Source organism: Hymenobacter coalescens (genome assembly GCF_054783195.1).
Genome location: NZ_BAAGRA010000003.1, coordinates 105,003 through 122,734 on the forward strand (window position 1 = coordinate 105,003; position 17,732 = coordinate 122,734).

General features: G+C 66.6%; 14 protein-coding genes. 12 read left to right on the forward strand and 2 right to left on the reverse strand.

Annotated elements, in window-relative coordinates; translation table 11 throughout:
• The first annotated feature begins 20 nt into the window (after positions 1-20).
• The 12 genes from ACYVKQ_RS02610 (at position 21) to ACYVKQ_RS02665 (ending at position 15,316) form a co-directional block, all read left to right on the forward strand.
• Positions 21-1,250, forward strand: coding sequence for an oligogalacturonate lyase family protein (locus ACYVKQ_RS02610; protein ID WP_460575320.1), 1,230 nt, complete (start codon positions 21-23; stop codon positions 1,248-1,250).
• A 100-nt stretch (positions 1,251-1,350) separates the two neighbouring features.
• A complete protein-coding gene (locus tag ACYVKQ_RS02615; protein WP_460575322.1) occupies positions 1,351-2,556 on the forward strand; it encodes a glycoside hydrolase family 88/105 protein in 1,206 nt (401 codons plus the stop codon).
• A 195-nt stretch (positions 2,557-2,751) separates the two neighbouring features.
• Positions 2,752-5,610, forward strand: a complete 2,859-nt coding sequence (locus ACYVKQ_RS02620; protein ID WP_460575324.1) for a glycosyl hydrolase family 2 protein — start codon at positions 2,752-2,754, stop codon at positions 5,608-5,610.
• 10 nt (positions 5,611-5,620) lie between these two features.
• Complete coding sequence (locus tag ACYVKQ_RS02625; RefSeq protein ID WP_460575326.1) at positions 5,621-6,718, forward strand: glycoside hydrolase family protein; 1,098 nt, start codon at positions 5,621-5,623, stop codon at positions 6,716-6,718.
• Between the two features lie 40 nt (positions 6,719-6,758).
• Positions 6,759-8,309, forward strand: coding sequence for a sialate O-acetylesterase (locus tag ACYVKQ_RS02630; RefSeq protein WP_460575328.1), 1,551 nt, complete (start codon positions 6,759-6,761; stop codon positions 8,307-8,309).
• Between the two features lie 118 nt (positions 8,310-8,427).
• Entirely contained in the window at positions 8,428-8,742 is a 315-nt protein-coding gene (rhaM, locus tag ACYVKQ_RS02635; protein WP_460575330.1) for an L-rhamnose mutarotase, read from the forward strand.
• 240 nt (positions 8,743-8,982) lie between these two features.
• Positions 8,983-10,404: a glycoside hydrolase family 28 protein gene (locus ACYVKQ_RS02640; protein ID WP_460575332.1), complete on the forward strand. Its 1,422-nt coding sequence runs from the start codon at positions 8,983-8,985 to the stop codon at positions 10,402-10,404.
• A gap of 103 nt (positions 10,405-10,507) precedes the next feature.
• Positions 10,508-11,764, forward strand: coding sequence for a sugar MFS transporter (fucP, locus tag ACYVKQ_RS02645; RefSeq protein ID WP_460575334.1), 1,257 nt, complete (start codon positions 10,508-10,510; stop codon positions 11,762-11,764).
• A 138-nt stretch (positions 11,765-11,902) separates the two neighbouring features.
• Positions 11,903-12,667 (forward strand): SDR family NAD(P)-dependent oxidoreductase, encoded by a 765-nt coding sequence (locus tag ACYVKQ_RS02650; protein WP_460575336.1) that lies wholly within the window; start codon positions 11,903-11,905, stop codon positions 12,665-12,667.
• Positions 12,668-12,768: 101 nt separating this feature from the next.
• The gene (locus tag ACYVKQ_RS02655; RefSeq protein ID WP_460575338.1) at positions 12,769-13,626 is read left to right on the forward strand and encodes a fumarylacetoacetate hydrolase family protein; all 858 of its coding nucleotides are present in this window, start codon (positions 12,769-12,771) and stop codon (positions 13,624-13,626) included.
• Positions 13,613-14,443, forward strand: a complete 831-nt coding sequence (locus tag ACYVKQ_RS02660; RefSeq protein ID WP_460575340.1) for an amidohydrolase family protein — start codon at positions 13,613-13,615, stop codon at positions 14,441-14,443. The genes ACYVKQ_RS02655 and ACYVKQ_RS02660 overlap by 14 nt, the downstream gene beginning before the upstream one ends.
• An 84-nt stretch (positions 14,444-14,527) precedes the next feature.
• On the forward strand, positions 14,528-15,316 hold the full coding sequence (locus tag ACYVKQ_RS02665; RefSeq protein WP_460575342.1) for an SDR family oxidoreductase: 789 nt from the start codon (positions 14,528-14,530) through the stop codon (positions 15,314-15,316).
• Between the two features lie 292 nt (positions 15,317-15,608).
• Here the strand turns inward: ACYVKQ_RS02665 and ACYVKQ_RS02670 are convergent, their stop codons facing one another.
• Both ACYVKQ_RS02670 and ACYVKQ_RS02675 read right to left on the reverse strand, forming a co-directional pair.
• Positions 15,609-16,172: a LutC/YkgG family protein gene (locus tag ACYVKQ_RS02670; RefSeq protein WP_460575346.1), complete on the reverse strand. Its 564-nt coding sequence runs from the start codon at positions 16,170-16,172 to the stop codon at positions 15,609-15,611.
• An 89-nt stretch (positions 16,173-16,261) separates the two neighbouring features.
• Complete coding sequence (locus ACYVKQ_RS02675; protein ID WP_460575348.1) at positions 16,262-17,626, reverse strand: lactate utilization protein B; 1,365 nt, start codon at positions 17,624-17,626, stop codon at positions 16,262-16,264.
• Positions 17,627-17,732: the final 106 nt, after the last annotated feature.

Below are 17,732 nucleotides of genomic sequence, written 5' to 3' on the forward strand. Positions count from 1 at the left end.
CCTTTCCAACCCACCCGAATATGTTCGCAGCAATCAGGAATAGCGCCTTCGGACCCGCCCTGCTCGGCGGGCTGCTGCTGGCCGGCAGCGCCCAGGCGCAGGCCCGGCTGGCCACCGGCAGCCAGCAGCCCATGCCCGCCGAGTGGCTCGATGAGGACACCGGCCACAAGGTGGTGCGCCTCACGCCCGCCGACGGCGCCAACGCCAGCTTCTACTTCCACAACCGCCCCTTCGTGAGCGGCAAGGAGGGCACCCGCATGGTGTATTACCACTCCGACGAGAAGGGCAAGCAGCTGCGCACCATCGACCTGAAGACGCGCGCGGTGGTGCCGCTCACGCGCTATTTCCAGCAGGTGCAGGGCGAAATCGTGGCCCCGAAGCGGCGGGAGGTGTTTTACCAGACCGGCGACTCGGTGTACGCCACCCACGTGGACACCCGCCAGACCCGGCTGGTGTTCGTGTTTCCGGCCGACTTTAAGGCCAGCATCACCACCCTGAACGCCGACGAAACCCAGCTGGGCGGCGCCTGGGGCTCGGACGCGGAAAAGGAAATCTACCGGCAGTACCCGGAGAAAAAGGACTACTTCCGCCGCATCTACGAGGCCAAGCTGCCGCGCACGCTCTTCACCGTGAGCACCGAGGGCCGGCAGCTCACCAAGCTCTTCTCCGACAAGGCCTGGCTGAACCACGTGCAGTTTTCGCCCACCGACCCGCGCCTGCTCATGTTCTGCCACGAGGGGCCCTGGGAGCTGGTGGACCGCATCTGGACCATCGACACGCAGACCAAGCAGGTGAAGCTGGTGCACAAGCGCACGATGGACCGCGAAATTGCCGGCCACGAGTGGTTCGGGGCCGACGGCAAGACCATCTGGTTTGACCACCAGCTGCCCCGCGGCGCCACCTTCTTCGTCACGGGCACCGACCTGAAAACGGGCAAGGAAAAGAAGTACGAGCTGACCCGCGACGAGTGGTCGGTGCACTACACCTCCGCACCCGACCAGAAAACCTTTGCCGGCGACGGGGGCTACCCCACCTCGGTGGCGCACTCGCCCAACGGGCACTGGATCTACCTGTTCCGGCCCGACGGCGACCGGTTCAAGTCGGAAAAGCTGGTGAACCTGGGCAAGCACGACTACAAGCTGGAGCCCAACGTGCACTACTCGCCCGACGGCAAGTGGATCATCTTCCGCGCCAACTTCGAGGGCCAGAGCCAGGTGTACGCCGTCGAAATAGCCAAGGCCGCATCCTAAGCGCCGGCGGCGGCATATTTGCCGACCCCGGCCGGCCCCGAACCGATTCCATCAACCACGTTCGCACCCTTACGGCCGCCCGCAGGCGGCTTCCCACCCCATGAACGCACCCTCCCTGACCAGCCCCCTGAGCCGCCGCGCCTTCGCCCAGAGCCTGGGCGTGCTCGGCGCCGGCCTGCTGCTGCCCAGCTGGGCCGCCGCGGCTCCTTCCACGGAACTGCCCAAGAAAAAGGCCATCCTCAAGAAGATGACCCTGGCCAACCGCTACTTCATGCAGCAGTGGCCCGACGCGGGCAAGTCCATCACCACCAACAAAACCCGCCCCAGCAACATCTGGACGCGCGGCGTGTACTACGAAGGCCTGATGGCGCTGTACGGCGTGGACCCGCAGAAAAGCTACTACGACTACGCCGTGCAGTGGGGCGACAAGCACAAGTGGGGCCTCAACAACGGCATCCAGACCCGCAACGCCGACAACCAGTGCTGCGGCCAGACCTACCTGGCCCTCTACGAAATCGACCCCCGGCCCGAGCGCGTGCGCGACATCAAGGCCAGCATCGATCTGATGCTGGAAACGGACAAGGCCGACGACTGGTGGTGGATTGATGCCCTGCAGATGGCCATGCCCGTGTTTGCCAAGCTGGGCGTGATGTACCAGGACAACCGCTACTTCGAGAAGATGTACCAGCTGTACAACTACTCCAAGACCGTGCACGGCGGCAACGGCCTCTACAACCCGCAGGACCAGCTCTGGTGGCGCGACAAGGACTTCGTGCCGCCCTATAAGGAGCCCAACGGCGAGGACTGCTACTGGAGCCGCGGCAACGGCTGGGTGGTGGCCGCCCTGGTGCGCACGCTCGAAATCCTGCCCCCGGGCGCCCCGCACCGCGAGGAGTACGAGCAGATGTACCTGGCCATGGTGAAGGCCCTGCCCGCCCTGCAGCGCCCGGACGGCTACTGGAACGTGAGCCTGCACGATGCGACGCACTTCGGCGGCAAGGAGCTGACCGGCACCGCCCTGTTCACTTACGGCATGGCCTGGGGCATCAACCACGGCCTGCTCGACGCCAAGCAGTACCAGCCCATCATTGCCCGGGCCTGGAACGCCATGGCCACCGAGTGCGTGCACAAAAACGGCTTCCTGGGCTACGTGCAGGGCACCGGCAAGGAGCCCAAGGACGGGCAGCCGGTGAGCTACACCAGCAAGCCCGACTTCGAGGATTACGGCCTGGGCTGTTTCCTGCTGGCCGGCACCGAGCTATGCAAATTGCTGGACGGCGGCGCCAAAACCACCGCCCGGACTTAACCTTCCCACGACGTTTACCCGGGGGGTAAATCGGCCTCTGCGCCGAGCCGCAAACGCAATCAACACGTGCCGCTTGCTCGGGCGTCCGCGCCGCCGAAGCACGACGGCTGCCCGGTTTCAGCCACCCCGACCCCGCCTCTGCGGAGGCAGGGCGCCAGCCTTACCCCCGGCCCAGCTGCCGAACTCTGCCTTCCCATGAAAAAGACCCTCACCCTCGGCCTGCTTTTCGCCGCCGCGCTGGCCCACCACCCGGCCGCGGCGCAGGCCCCGAAGTGGCCCGCCATTACCCAGCAAGCCAAGCCCTGGACGCGCTGGTGGTGGCAGGGCAGCGCCGTCAACCAGCAGGACCTCTCGCGCCTGCTCACGCAGTACCAGCAGGCCGGGCTGGGCGGCGTCGAAATCACGACCATCTACGGGGTGAAGGGCGCCGAAAACCAGTTCATCGACTTTCTCTCGCCCAAGTGGGTGGACATGCTCACCTACACGCTCGGGGAGGCCGGGCGCCTGGGCATGGGTGTGGATATGGCGCAGGCTTCCGGCTGGCCCTTCGGCGGACCGTGGGTGAGCCCCGACGACGCCTGCAAGTACGTGGCCTACCAGAGCTACACGGTGAAGGGCGGCGAGCAATTGGCCGAGCCGGTGCGCTACGTGCAGAAGCCCATGCTGCGCGCCGTGGGCCAGCCCATCGACATCAAGCAGTTGAAGGAGCCGGTGGCCGCCAACCCCAACCTGCAGCTGCACGCCTTCGACCAGGTGCGTTTCGAGAAGCCGATGCCGCTGCAGGCGCTGATGGCCTACTCCGACAAAGGGCAGACCCTGGATTTGACGAGTAAGGTGGCAGCCGACGGCAAGCTGAGCTGGACCGCGCCCGCCGGCACTACCTGGACGCTGTACGGGCTGTTTCAGGGTTGGCACGGCAAGCAGGTGGAGCGCGCCGGCCCCGGCGGAGAGGGCGACGTCATCGACCACTTCTCCAAGCAGGCCACGCAGAACTACCTGCAGCACTTCGACGCCGCTTTCAAGGGCCGCGACATCAAGGCCCTGCGCGCCTTTTTTAACGACTCCTACGAGGTGGACGACGCCCAGGGTGAGGGCAACTGGACCCCGCAGATGCTGGCCGAGTTTCAGCGCCGCCGCGGCTACGACTTGCGCCAGCACTTGCCCGCGCTGTTTGGCAAGGCCGCGGAAGACCAGAACCAGCGCGTGCTCAGCGACTACCGCGAAACCGTGTCGGAGCTGCTGCTCGAAAACTACACCCGCACCTGGAGCCAGTGGGCCAAAACCCACGACGCGCTGATCCGCAACCAGGCGCACGGCTCGCCGGCCAACATCCTCGACCTGTACGCCGTGACGGACATTCCCGAGACGGAAGGGGAGGATCTGCTGCGCCTGAAGTTTGCCTCCTCGGCCGCCCACGTGACGGGCAAGCCGCTGACTTCCTCGGAGTCGGCGACCTGGGAAAATGACCACTTCCTTTCCACGCTCACCGACGTGAAGAAGGCCATGGACCGCATGCTGCTCGGCGGCATCAACCACACCTTCTACCACGGCACCAACTACTCCCCGCAGGCCGCCGCTTGGCCCGGCTGGCTGTTTTACGCCGCCGTGCATTTCAACCCGAACAACTCCTTCTGGCAGGACTTTGGGCAGCTGAACCGCTACGTGGCGCGCTGCCAGAGCTTTTTGCAGGCCGGCCAGCCCGCCAACGACGTGCTGGTGTATCTGCCCATCTACGACTCCTACATCCGCCCGGGCAAGGTGCTGCTGCAGCACTACGACGGCATCGACCATGGCTTCAAGGGCATGCCGGTGGGCCAGACCGGTGAGGCGCTGCTCAAGCGCGGCTACGGCTTCGACTTCATCAGTGACCTGCAGGTGCAGGGCGTGAAAACGGCCGGCAAGGGCCTGCAAACCAGCGGCGGCACCGCCTACCAGACCATCTTGGTGCCCGACGCGCGCCTGATGCCGCTCGGCACCCTGCAGCAGCTCCTGAAGCTGGCGCAGGGCGGAGCCACCGTGGTATTCCAGAACCAGCTGCCCCAGGATGTGCCCGGCCTCGGCACGCTCGACGCGCGCCGCGCCGCCTTTAAGAAGCTCATCGGGCAGATCAAGCTCGACGCGGCCACGGGCGGCGTGCAGAAAGCCAGCGTCGGCAAGGGCACGGTGCTCGTCGGCCCGAACGTGGACCAACTGCTCATGGCGGCCGGCGTGAAGCGGGAAAGCATGGTGGACAGCGGCCTGGAGTTTGTGCGCCGCCGCCACGCCAAGGGACATTACTACTTCGTGGCCAACTGGGGCCAGAAGGCCGTGGAAGGCTGGGTGCCGCTGCAAACGGCGGCCAAGTCGGTGGCCCTCTACAACCCCATGAACGAGAAGCTGGGCCTGGCCGCCACCCGCACGGGCGCCCAGGGCCGGCCCGAGGTGTACGTGCAGCTGGCGCCGGGCGAAACCTGCATCCTGGAAACCAACGAGGCCGGCGTATCGGCCCCGGCCTACGCTTACCTGCGCCCGGCCGGCGCGGCGCAGCCGCTCACCGGCGCCTGGCGCATCAGCTTCGTGTCGGGTGGCCCGGCGCTGCCGGCCCCGGTGGAAACCCGGGAGCTGGCGTCCTGGACCCAACTGGGCGAGGCCGCGCAGAAGTTTTCGGGTACGGCCGCGTACGCCACCACCTTCGCCATGCCCAGCGGCGCGGCCGAAGGCTGGCTGCTCGACCTGGGTCGCGTGGCCGAAAGCGCCCGCGTGCAGCTCAACGGCCAGGACCTGGGCACGCTCATCGGCCCGACTTACCAAGTGTTTATTCCGAAGGAACAGCTCAAGGCCACCAACACGCTGACCGTGCAGGTGAGCAACGGCATGGCCAACCGCATCATCGACCTGGAGCGCCGCGGCGTGGAGTACCGCAACTTCTACAACATCAACATGAGCTCCAAGCTCAAGGAAAACCGCAACGAGAAGGGCCTGTTCACGGCCGCCAAGTGGGAGCCGAAGGAATCGGGCCTGCTGGGCCCGGTGACGCTGACGCCCACCACCACGCGGGCCGAAAAGCTGCAGTAAAGCCTCGCCTATGCTCACCCGCCGCACTTTCCTTGCCGGCCTGGCCCTGGCGCCGTTTGCGCGGGCCTGGGCCGGCTTCGTGCAGGACGAAAAACCATCCTTGCTGCTGCCCAAACGCAGTTTCGCCAAGTTCAGCAAGCACCTGCGGCCCGTGGGCCGCATGCTGGAAATGGAAGACTACTTCGTGTGGTGCAACAGCCCCATCTACGGGCCCGACGGCCGGGTGCACGTATTCTTTTCGCGCTGGCCGAAGAGCAAGGGCATGGGCGGCTGGCTCAACAGCTGCGAAATAGCCCGCGCCGTGGCAGATACGCCCGAGGGGCCCTTCGTGTACCAGGAAACCGTGCTGGCCCCGCGCGGCTCCGGCCACTGGGACGCCACCACCTGCCACAACCCGCACATTCAGCTCGTCGACGGCAAGTACTGCCTGTTCTTCATGGGCTGCTCCAACGGCAAAACCGACACCAAGCGCATCGGCCTGGCCACGGCCGACCGCCTGGAAGGCCCCTGGACGCGCCCCGACGCGCCGCTGCTTGAGCCCGGCGAAACGGGGGCCTGGGACGACCACTGCACCACCAACCCGGCCTTCGTGCGGCACCCCAACGGCGAGTACTGGCTGTACTACAAGTCGTGGAACACGCAGGAGTACCAGACGTCTACGCACCCCAGCATCCGCGGCAACCGCAAGTACGGCCTGGCCGTGGCCCGGCAGTTGGAGGGCCCCTACGTGAAGCACGCCGCCAACCCCGTTATCGACTTCAGCAAGCTGGGCGACAACGCGGAAAACAAGCAGTTCGAAGACGCGTTTGTGTGGCACCAGGACGGCCGGTTTCACCTGCTCGCCCGCGACATGGGCGTGTACAACCACGAAGTCGGGCTGTACCTGAACTCGAAAAACGGCACCGACTGGGCCTACCCCAAAGTGGCTTACCTGCCCATCCGCGACTACGGCGTGCAGGAGCCGCCCGCGCCCAAAAACCTCAAGCGCTACGGCCGCCTGGAGCGCCCGCAGCTGCTCATGCGCCACGGCAAGCCCGAGTACCTCTTCGGCGCCTCGCAGGGCGGCCGGTTCATGACCGCGTCGGGCTTCGTGTTCAAGATGGTTTAGCTGCCCCACAACTGGCCTACAGCCCCTGCGTCACTCCTTCATGCCCCACCGCCGACTTCTGCTTGCTGCGCTGACTTCCTTGCTGAGCCTGCGCGCCCAGGCCACCATCACCCTGCCCAAGCTGCTGGCCGACCACCTCGTGCTCCAGCAGAAAACCACCGTGGCACTCTGGGGCTGGGCCGCGCCGGGCGAGCAGGTAACCGTGCGGGCCAGCTGGCGCCAGCAGCCGGTGCAGACCACCGCCGATGCTCAGGGCGACTGGCTGGTGCGCGTGCCCACGGCCAAGGCCGGCGGGCCCTACACGCTCACGTTCGAAGGGCTGCAAAACAAGCTGACCGTGCAGGATGTGCTGCTGGGCGAGGTTTGGCTCTGCGGCGGGCAGTCCAACATGGTGTTTCCGGTGAGCAAGCGGCCCAATAGCGGCTCGTATTCGGGCATCGTCAACGAGGCGGAGGTGAAGCCCCGGGCCAACTACCCGCTGATGCGCATGTTTACGGTGCAAAACCAGGTGGCCGACGCGCCGCAGCCCGACGTGCCCGGCGGCAGCTGGGCCGTGTGCAGCCCCGCGACGGTGGGCGAGTTTTCGGCCGTGGCCTACTTTTTTGCCCAGGAAATCCACGAGCGCACCAAGGTGCCCATCGGGCTGATCAACGCTACCTGGGGCGGCACGCCGGCCGAGTCGTGGACGCGCCGCGAGGTGCTGGAGCAGGACCCCGAGCTGCGGCCCATCCTGGAGCGCTACCAGCGCGGCCTGGAAACGTACCCGCAGGACTACGCCGCCTACCAGGCCGCGCTGCAGGCGTACCGGCAGGCCAAAGCCGCTGACCCCACCATTCGGCGGGCCGCGCCCAAGGAGCCGTTTGGGCCCACCAGCAACAAGTCGCCCTGCAAGAACTACAACGCCATGATTCACCCGCTGGTGCCCTACACGCTGCGGGGCGTCATCTGGTACCAGGGCGAGTCGAACGTGGACCGCGGCTACCAGTACCGCCGCCTGTTTCCGGCCCTGATCGGGAGCTGGCGGCAGGAGTGGGGCCAGCCCAAGCTGCCGTTTTACTTTGTGCAGATTGCCCCGCACGGCTCGGCCAACCCCGAAATCCGCGAGGCCCAGCTGCTGACCATGCTCTCGGTGCCGCGCACCGGCATGGCCGTCATTACCGATGCCGGTGACTCCACCGACATTCACCCGCGCAACAAGCAGGTAGTGGGGCACCGCCTCGCGCAGTGGGCCCTGGCCCGGGAGTACGGCGAGAAAAAGCGGCCAACCTCGGGCCCGATCTACGAGCAAATGCGGGTGCAGGGCGGCCGCGTGCGCCTGCGCTTCCGGCACACCGACGGCGGCCTGGTGGCGCGGGGCGGGGAGTTCCTGCGCGAGTTCACCGTGGCCGGCCCCGACAGCGTATTCCGCCCCGCGCAGGCCCGCATCGAGGGCCGGCACGTGGTGGTGTGGAGCGACGAAGTCAAGCAGCCCGTGGCCGTGCGCTTCGCCTGGAAGCACACGCCCTTCCCCAACCTCTACAACGGCGCCAGCCTGCCCGCCTCGCCCTTCCGCACCGACCAGTGGCGCACGCCCACGCAGGGCAAGCGCTAAGACGGTAGCGCGGGCTTTAGCCCGCGTCGGCCAGTTAGTAATTCATAACCCAGCCGGCTCGATTTGCGGCGCGCAGCATCGTGCAGGCCAACGCGGACTGAAAGTTCGCACTACACTCATGGAAACCCTCGCCTTCACCATGCAGCTGCGGCCCGGCACCCAGGCCGAGTACCAGCGCCGCCACGACGACATCTGGCCCGAGTTGTCGGCGGCCCTGCGCGCGGCCGGCATCCGCGACTACTCCATCTTTCTGGACGAAGCCAGCGGGCGGCTGTTTGCGGTACAGAAGCGCCTGCCCGGCCACGCCGCCGAGGCGCTGCCCACGCTGCCCGTGATGCAGCGCTGGTGGGCCTACATGGCCGATTTGATGGAAACCAACCCCGACCACTCCCCGGTGGTGCAGCCGCTCACGTGCGTCTTCCACGCCGACTAACAACCGGCCGGGCTCGTCGGCGGCCCCGGGAGAAAATCCCCGATAGCAGGAGGGTGCGGGAGGGTGCCGGCACGGGTAAGGCGCAAATTGGCACCGTGGGAATTGTTCTGGCTGGTGCTGCGAAGCCGCACCGGAGCTGAGCGGCAGCGTCACCTGCCTTCAGCATTCGGTCCGGTCCTTCGGGCACCAGCCAGATCTGCCCGCCGCCCGTTCCTTCCCGCTACCTACTTCCTCCCGGCCATGCATTCCCTGCTGACCCTCTTGCTGCCGCTGCTGGCCTGGCTCGGCAGCCACACCGCGCCGGCCCCCGCGCCCGCCTTCGACGAGAACTGGACCAAGAACGTGGGCGCCAAAACCCGGCCCGCCGGCACGGCCACGTTCGCGGTAGCCAAGTACGGAGCCGTAGCCGACGGCAAAACCCTCAACACCCGGGCCATTCAGCAGGCCATTGACGCGGCGGCCCGCAAAGGCGGGGTGGTCACCTTCGCGCCTGGGCAGTACCTGACGGGCTCCATCTTCCTGAAAAAGGGCGTGACGCTGCAGATCGACAAGGGCGTGACCCTGCTCGGCAGCCAGAACCTGCAGGATTACCCGGAAATGCCCTCGCGCATTGCCGGCGTGGAAATGACCTGGCCCGCCGCCCTCATCAACGTCGTCGACCAGGACAACGTGGCCATCACCGGCGCAGGCACCGTGGACGGGCAGGGCCAGCCCTTCTGGGACAAGTACCGGGCCATGCGCAAGGAGTACGACCCCAAGGGCCTGCGCTGGATCGTCGACTACGACGCCAAGCGCCCGCGCACCCTGCTCGTGTCGAACTCCACCAACGTGACGCTCTCGGGCATTACCCTGCAGCGCGCCGGCTACTGGACGGTGCACATCCTCTACTCGAAAAACGTGACGGCCGACGGGCTCGTCATCCGCAACAACATCGGCGGGCACGGGCCGAGCACCGACGGCATCGACATCGACTCGAGCAGCTACGTGCTGGTGCAGAACTGCGACATCGACTGCAACGACGACAACTTCTGCCTGAAAGCGGGCCGCGACTGGGACGGGCTGCGCGTGAACCGCCCCACCGAGTACATCCTGATTCAGAACTGCGTGGCCGGCGCCGGCGACGGGCTGTTTACCTGCGGCTCCGAAACCTCCGGCGGCATCCGCCACGTCATTGCCCGCGGCCTCAAGGCCAAGGGCACCAAGTACGGCATCCGCCTCAAGTCGGCCACCAACCGCGGCGGCACGGTGGAAGACATCCTGGTGGAGAACATCGAGATGGACGCGGTGCGCGTGCCCATCATCATGACCATGAACTGGAACCCGGCCTACAGCTACTCCACGCTGCCGGCCGGCTACACCGAGGCCACCCTGCCCGAGCACTGGAAGAAGATGCTGGCCAAGGTGGAGCCCGCGCGCGGCACGCCGCGCTTCCGCCACGTGACCATCCGCAACCTGCGCGCCACCGGAGCGGGGCAGGCCATTTCGGCCGAGGGCTTGCCCACGTCGGTGCTCGAAAACTTCCGGCTGGAGAACATCACCATGACCGGCGCCAAGGCGGGCAAAATTGACCACGCCAAGGGCTGGAGCATCAAAGGGCTCGACATCAAAGCCGAGGATCAGGCCCCGGTGGCCGTGCTCAATAGCGCCGACATGCAGTACTAACGCTTCCGGGGCCGCTGCTCAGCGCCCGGAGCGCGCCGCGGTTCGGCTGGCGGCCGCCAGATGCGCCTGATTCTTCGCTCCCTCACCGCCTTCCCGCCCGCGCATGAAACCATCCCGTCACCTGTTCGCGGTGGGGCTCATCACCTCGCTGTTTTTCCTCTGGGGCCTGGCCGTCAACCTGAACCCGGTGCTCATTCCGCACCTGAAAAAGGCTTGCCAGCTCTCGGACGCGCAGTCGGCGCTGATCGATTCGGCCTTTTTTGCGGCGTACTTCCTGGTGGCCCTGCCGGCCGGACAGTTCATGCGGCGCTTCGGCTACAAGGGCGGCATCATCCTCGGGCTGGGGCTGTTTGCCACCGGCGCCTTCCTGTTTTATCCCGCCGCCGAGGCGCGCGCCTACGGGCTGTTTCTGGGCGCGCTGTTCATCATTGCCAGCGGGCTGACTTTCCTCGAAACCGCCGCCAACCCCTACATCACCGTGCTCGGCGACCCGGACGGGGCCACCCAGCGCCTGAACTTCGCGCAGTCGTTCAACGGCCTGGCCGCCACGCTCGCCCCGCTCATCGGCGGGCAGCTCATCCTCTCGGGGCGCACGCTCTCGACCGCCGACGAAGCGGCCATGAGCCCGGCGCAGCTCGGTGCCTACCTCAGCCACGAAGCCCAGGCCGTGCAGCTGCCCTACCTGGTCATCGGCCTGGTGGTGCTGCTGGTGGCGGTGGTGCTGTACTTCACCCGCCTGCCCGACATCGTGGAGGCCGAAGCAGCGCCCGGGGTGGCTGCGGGCTCCATCTGGCAGGAGAAAAACCTGCTGCTGGGCGTGGCGGCGCAGTTTTTCTACGTCGGCGCGCAGGTGTGCGTCAGCTCCTTCTTCATCCGTTTCGCCGGCCGCGTGGCGGGCATCGATGAGAAAACGGCGACGTTATACCTGTCCGGAGCGCTGCTGGGCTTCATGGCCGGCCGCTTCATCGGCACGGCGCTGATGCGCGTGGTGGCCCCGGCTCGGCTGCTGGCGCTCTACAGCGTGCTGAACGTGGTGCTCATCGGGCTGGCCGTCACGCTGCGGGGGCAGCTGCCGGTGTACGCGCTGATGGGGGTGGAGTTCTTCATGTCCATCATGTTCCCGACCATCTTCTCGCTGAGCATCCGCCGCCTCGGGGCCCACACCAAAACCGGCTCCTCGCTGCTCATCATGGCCATTGTGGGTGGGGCGGTGTTCCCGGTCATCATGGGCCGCCTCTCCGACGCGAGCAGCATTCAGACGGCCTACGTGGTGCCGGGCGTGTGCTTCCTGATGGTGCTGCTGTTTGCCCTGCGCAACGCGGCTGCCCAGCCGCGCCCGGTGCTGGTGGCCACGCACTGAGATTTAAGGAGGAAGGAGGAATGATCAATGAGCAATTAACAATGAGCAATGGGCGTAACCTGGCCGGTAGGCCGGCGTAGCTTCCTTCATCCTTCATCCTTCATCCTTCATCCTTCATCCTCCTCATTCCCCCTTCGCATGTTCGACCTAAGCGGCAAGACGGCCGTTGTGACCGGCGGCGGCAGCGGCATCGGCCGCGCCATCAGCCAGCTGTTTGCCCGGCAGGGCGCCACCGTGCACATCCTGGAGCTGAGCACCGAGGCCGGCCAGGGTACCGCCGACGAAATTCGGGCGGCTGGCGGCGCCGCTCACGTACACGCGGCCGACGTGAGCCAGCAGGCCCAGGTGGCGGCGGTGCTGGCCGGCATCGGACGGGTGGATATTCTGGTCAACAACGCCGGTGTGGCACACGTGGGCAACGTGGAAAACACCGCCGACGCCGATTTCGACCGTGTGTACCAGGTCAACGTGAAGGGCGCTTACAACTGCCTGCACGCCGTGGTGCCGGGCATGAAGGCGCAGGGCGGGGGCGTGGTGCTGAACCTGGCGTCCATCGCCGCGCACGTGGGCATCACCGACCGTTTCGCTTACTCCATGAGCAAGGGCGCCATCTTCGCCATGACCCTCTCGGTGGCCCGCGACTACCTCGCCCACGGTATCCGCTGCAACAGCATCTCGCCGGCCCGCGTGCACACGCCCTTCGTCGACGGCTTCATCGCCAAAAACTACGCCGGGCAGGAGCAGGAAATCTTCGATAGGCTTTCCCGCAGCCAGCCCATCGGGCGCATGGGCCGGCCCGAGGAGGTGGCCGCCCTGGCCCTGTACCTCTGCTCCGACGAAGCCGGCTTCGTCACCGGCTGCGACTACCCGCTCGACGGCGGCTTCATCCGGCTGAATAACTGATGATGGTTGATTGTTGATGGCTGATTGTTAATCGCCTGGGCTACCAAACCATCAACAACCATCAACAATCACCTATCAGCCATCAACAATCAACCCCCACCATGAAACTCATTCGCTTCGGCCAGCCTGACCAGGAAAAACCCGGCGTCCTGCTCGACGGCACGCGCTACGACGTGTCGGCCCACTTCGTCGATTACGACGAGAAGTTCTTTGCCCACGGCGGCTTGGCCCAGCTGGCCGACCTGCTGCAACGCCAGGCCGGGCAGCTGCCCGTGGTGCCCGCCGAGGTGCGCCTGGGCGCGCCGGTGGCCCGCCCCAGCAAAATTGTGTGCGTGGGGCTGAACTACTCCGACCACGCCCGCGAGGTGGGCGCCACGCCGCCCGCCGAGCCGGTGCTGTTCTTGAAATCGACCACGGCCATCGTGGGCCCGACGGACGACATTGTCATTCCGAAGAACTCGGTAAAAACCGACTGGGAAGTGGAGTTGGCGGTGGTTATCGGCCGGAAGGCCTCGTACGTGACGGAGGCCGAGGCGCTGCAGTACGTGGCCGGCTACGTACTGCACAACGACGTGTCGGAGCGCGAGTTTCAGATGGAGCGCGGCGGCACCTGGGACAAGGGCAAGGGCTGCGACACCTTCGCGCCCATCGGCCCCTTCTTGGCCACGCCCGACGAGATGCCGGACCTCGACACCCTGCGCCTGTGGCTGTCCGTGAACGGGCAGATGATGCAGGACGGCACCACGGCCGAGCTGATCTTCCGCATTCCGCACCTGATCAGCTACATCTCGCAGTTCATGACCCTGCTACCCGGCGACGTGATTTCCACCGGCACGCCGGCCGGCGTGGGCTTGGGCATGAAGCCGCCCGTGTACCTGCAGCCCGGCGACGTGGTGGAGCTGGGCATCGACGGCCTGGGCAGCTCGCGGCAGGTGGTGAAGGCCTATGAGCCGTATTGACGCCCACCAGCACTTCTGGCGCTACGAGCCCGTGCGCGACGCTTGGATAAGCGCCGACATGCAGGCCATCCGGCGCGACTTCGGGCCCGACGACCTGGCGCCGCTGCTGCGCCGGCACGGTTTCCAGGGCTGCGTGGCCGTGCAGGCCGATCAGTCGGAGCGAGAAACGGCGTGGCTGCTGGCCCTGGCCGCCGCGCACCCGTTCATCCGCGGCGTGGTGGGCTGGGTGGATCTGCAAGCCGCCGACGTGGTCGAGCGGCTGGCCTACTACCAGCAGTTTCCCCGGCTGAAGGGCTTTCGGCACGTGCTGCAGGGCGAAGCCGACCGGGCCCTGATGCTCACGCCCGCGTTCCGGCGCGGCCTCGGGGCGCTGCAGGCGCACGGCTTCACCTACGACCTGCTCATCCGGCCCGATCAGCTGGGCTACGCCGCGGAGCTGGCGGATATCTTCCCGACGCAGCCCTTCGTGCTCGACCACATGGCCAAACCCTACATCCAGCGGGGGGAGCTGGAGCCTTGGCGGCGGCAGCTGCGCGCGTTGGCCGGGCGCGAAAACGTGCTCTGCAAAGTGTCGGGGCTGGTAACCGAAGCCGACTGGCAGCACGCGCAGCCGGCCGACTTCCGGCCCTACCTGGACGCGGCCTTCGAAGCCTTCGGGCCGCAGCGCCTCCTGTACGGTTCCGACTGGCCCGTGTGCAACGTAGCCGGCGGCTACGCGCGGGCCTATGGGCTGGTGGAGGACTACCTACGCACTTTTTCGGCCGAGGAGCAGCGGCAGTTCTGGGGCGAAACGGCCGCGCAGTTCTACCGGCTGTAGCGGCGGCCGTTCAATGTCAGCAGTCGAAGACCAACGCAGTGAACGAGCGAGGCGCGGGTACGCGTCTTCCCAACGCATTTTACCATGAATCTGGAGCTACAGGACAAAGTCATCATCGTCAGCGGCGGGGCCAAGGGCATCGGCGAGGGCATCGTGCGCGTGCTGGCGGCCGAGGGCGCCGTGCCGGTCATCCTCGGCCGCCACGAGCCGGACAACCAGCAGACCGTGGCCGCGGTGCAGGCCGCCGGCGGCCACGCCGCGCAGGTAGTAGCCGAGCTGGCCGACCCGGAAGCCTGCGAGCGGGCCGTGCGGGCCGTCGTCGAGCAGTTCGGGCGCCTCGACGGGCTGGTGAACAACGCCGGCGTCAACGATGGCATCGGGCTGGAGCACGGCTCGTACGAGGGCTTTATGGCCTCGTTGCACAAGAACGTGGTGCACTACTACCTGCTGGCCCACCACGCGCTGCCCGAGCTCATCAAGAGCCGCGGGGCCATTGTCAACATCACTTCCAAAACCGCCGAGACCGGGCAGGGCAACACCTCGGCCTACGCGGCGGCGAACGGCGCCCGCAACGCCCTCACCCGCGAGTGGGCCGTGGAGCTGCTCAAGTACCAGATCCGCGTCAACGCCGTGGTGGTGGCCGAGTGCTGGACGCCGCAGTACGAAGCGTGGATTCAGACGCTGGCGCACCCCGAGGACAAGCTGCGCGAAATCACCGGCCGCATTCCGCTGGGACACCGCATGACCACGGCCGAGGAAATTGCCCACACCACCGCCTTTCTGCTCTCGACGCGCAGCAGCCACACCACCGGGCAGCTCATCCACGTCGACGGCGGCTACGTGCACCTGGACCGCGCCCTGGCCAACGCCTAGACGTGCCGGACGCAGGCTGCTTGCCCGTAAAGCGGAACCCGTGCGGGTCGGGCCTGCGCGGGTTTCCCTTTACAGGCAAGTAGTTCGACTCCAACCCGAACCAATTCCTCCTATAACCGAACCAGTTCGGGTCCGACCCGAACTGGTTCCTCTTTTTGGCCAACTAGTTGGGGTTCGATCCGAATCAGTTCGTCTTTCCGGCGAACCTTTCGGGGACCGATCCGGACCAGTGTGGGGGCGACGCGAACTCACGGGCGTCGCAAGCCAACCGGTTTGCGTCCGACCCAAACCGCTACCGCAGCAGCACCACGAGGCTGCGGGCGCCGTGGGCGCCGATGACCAACGACTGCTCGATGTCGGCCGTTTTCGACGGGCCGGCGATGAACACGCCGTACGCGCCCGTGTGCTGCACGGCCGCGTAAGCCTGGTGCATGGTGGCCACGATCTGGCGGTGGTCGAGCACCAGCGCCAGGTGCTGGGTAATCATGGGCAGGGCGCGGTGCAGCATGTTGGCCTCGGGCACCCACACGGCCCCGTTTTCGGCCACCCCGATTTCGCCGGCCAGCACGGCCAGGTCCACGGCTTCCAGGGTTTCGGTCGGGGTCTGCGCGTCGACGGCGATGGTGGCCGGCATCAGGGCGGAGGCCACGCGCACAGCCTCCGGAAACAACTGCCGCACGGACGCGTCCAGCGGCTGCGCGGGCGCCAGGCGAATGACCTGCCCACCAATGAAGTGCAGCCACTCGGTGAAGCGCGCCACGGAGGCCTCGCCGCCAAAATCGGCCACGGGAGGCAGCGGGGTAGGAGCGGGGCGGTTGGCCCGCACGGCCGCCAGGATAGATTCGCGGGAGGACATGTGTGATGTAGTGAGTTGGTGAAATAGCGCGTTGGTGGTTTAGTGACTTAGCGTATGATCGAACGACGATTCACTAAATCACCAACGCACTATTTCACCGTTTGCTGATACCAGTCGCGGAAGCTTTGGGGGGGCGGCTCGGGCAGCTCCCGGGCTTTGGCCCAGGGGTTCAGGGCGGTGGCGTGGGTGAGGCCGTGGGGCAGCAGGCGTAGGCCTTCGCGGGCGATTTTGCCGCCGAGGCGGTAGATGGCCGGGCGGGCCAGCACGCTGCTCAGGAGCTTCATGCCCAGCTTCTTGGCGGCCAGTAGCTCGCCCTGTGCACCGATGATCTGCCGCCACTTGTAGAGCTGGGTGTGGATGTCGATTTTGACCGGGCACACGTCGGTGCAGGAGCCGCAGAGCGTGCTGGCAAAGGGCAGGGAGCTGTGCTTGTGCAGGTCGATGTTGGGCGAGAGAATGGCACCGATGGGCCCGGGCACGGTGAAGTCGTAGCTGTGGCCGCCGCTGCGCCGGTACACCGGGCAGGTGTTCATGCACGCCCCGCAGCGGATGCATTTCAGCGAGGCGCGGAAGTCGGGGCGGCCCAGCTGCCGCGTGCGGCCGTTGTCGACGAGGACGATGTGCAGCTCGCGCCCGGCTGCGGGCCGGGTGAAGTGCGAGGTGTAGGTGGTGACGGGCTGCCCGGTGGCGCTGCGGGCCAGCAGGCGGGTGAACACGCCCAAATCGGCGGTGCGCGGAATGAGCTTTTCCAGGCCCATGCAGGCAATGTGCACGCGGACCAGGTTCACGCCCAGGTCGGCGTTGCCCTCGTTGGTGCACACCACCACGGCCCCGGTTTCGGCCACGGCGAAGTTGACGCCGGTAATGGCCACCTCGCCGGTCACAAACTTCTCGCGCAGGTGCAGCCGGGCGGCTTCGGTGAGATTTTGCGGGTCTTTTTCGCCCTTGGGCGTGCCCAGGTGCCGGTGAAACGTTTCGCCCACGTCCTCTTTCTTCAGGTGAATGGCGGGCAGCACCAAGTGGCTGGGGGCCTCCTCGCGCAACTGCACGATTCGCTCGCCCAGGTCGGTGTCGATGGTCTGGATGCCGTGGCGGATCAGGTAGGGGTTGAGGTGGCATTCCTCGGTGAGCATGGACTTGCTCTTGACGATGCGCGTGGCCCCGGCCTGCCGGATGATGCCGAGCACGATGCGGTTGTGCTCCTCCGCGTCGGCGGCCCAATGGACCGTTACGCCGTTGGCCTGCGCGTTGCGCTCAAACTGTTCCAGGTACTCATCGAGGCGGCTGAGCGTGTGTTCCTTGATGTCGGAGGCCAGCTGGCGCAGCTGCTGAAACTCGGGCATGGCGTACACGGCCTTGTCGCGCTTCTGGCGCACAAACCAGAGCGTCTCGTCGTGCCAGGTGGTGCGCTCCGCGTCCTGGGTGAAGGCGGCGGCGCGTTCGGGGTGGTTCATGGATGTGGGGCGCAGTGGTGCTACAATTCAAAGCCGTAGCACCACTATCGTTGCTGATGTGGGGGCAGAGGTGCCGTGGGGTTGTCGTTCAACGATAGTGGTAGTG

Excerpts from the sequence above, each read along its gene's own strand:
- ACYVKQ_RS02610 (WP_460575320.1), top strand. The coding sequence starts at position 21 with ATGTTCGCAGCAATCAGGAATAGCGCCTTCGGACCCGCCCTGCTCGGC.
- ACYVKQ_RS02615 (WP_460575322.1), top strand. The coding sequence starts at position 1,351 with ATGAACGCACCCTCCCTGACCAGCCCCCTGAGCCGCCGCGCCTTCGCC.
- ACYVKQ_RS02620 (WP_460575324.1), top strand. The coding sequence starts at position 2,752 with ATGAAAAAGACCCTCACCCTCGGCCTGCTTTTCGCCGCCGCGCTGGCC.
- ACYVKQ_RS02625 (WP_460575326.1), top strand. The coding sequence starts at position 5,621 with ATGCTCACCCGCCGCACTTTCCTTGCCGGCCTGGCCCTGGCGCCGTTT.
- ACYVKQ_RS02630 (WP_460575328.1), top strand. The coding sequence starts at position 6,759 with ATGCCCCACCGCCGACTTCTGCTTGCTGCGCTGACTTCCTTGCTGAGC.
- rhaM (WP_460575330.1), top strand. The coding sequence starts at position 8,428 with ATGGAAACCCTCGCCTTCACCATGCAGCTGCGGCCCGGCACCCAGGCC.
- ACYVKQ_RS02640 (WP_460575332.1), top strand. The coding sequence starts at position 8,983 with ATGCATTCCCTGCTGACCCTCTTGCTGCCGCTGCTGGCCTGGCTCGGC.
- fucP (WP_460575334.1), top strand. The coding sequence starts at position 10,508 with ATGAAACCATCCCGTCACCTGTTCGCGGTGGGGCTCATCACCTCGCTG.
- ACYVKQ_RS02650 (WP_460575336.1), top strand. The coding sequence starts at position 11,903 with ATGTTCGACCTAAGCGGCAAGACGGCCGTTGTGACCGGCGGCGGCAGC.
- ACYVKQ_RS02655 (WP_460575338.1), top strand. The coding sequence starts at position 12,769 with ATGAAACTCATTCGCTTCGGCCAGCCTGACCAGGAAAAACCCGGCGTC.
- ACYVKQ_RS02660 (WP_460575340.1), top strand. The coding sequence starts at position 13,613 with ATGAGCCGTATTGACGCCCACCAGCACTTCTGGCGCTACGAGCCCGTG.
- ACYVKQ_RS02665 (WP_460575342.1), top strand. The coding sequence starts at position 14,528 with ATGAATCTGGAGCTACAGGACAAAGTCATCATCGTCAGCGGCGGGGCC.
- ACYVKQ_RS02670 (WP_460575346.1), bottom strand. The coding sequence starts at position 16,172 with ATGTCCTCCCGCGAATCTATCCTGGCGGCCGTGCGGGCCAACCGCCCC.
- ACYVKQ_RS02675 (WP_460575348.1), bottom strand. The coding sequence starts at position 17,626 with ATGAACCACCCCGAACGCGCCGCCGCCTTCACCCAGGACGCGGAGCGC.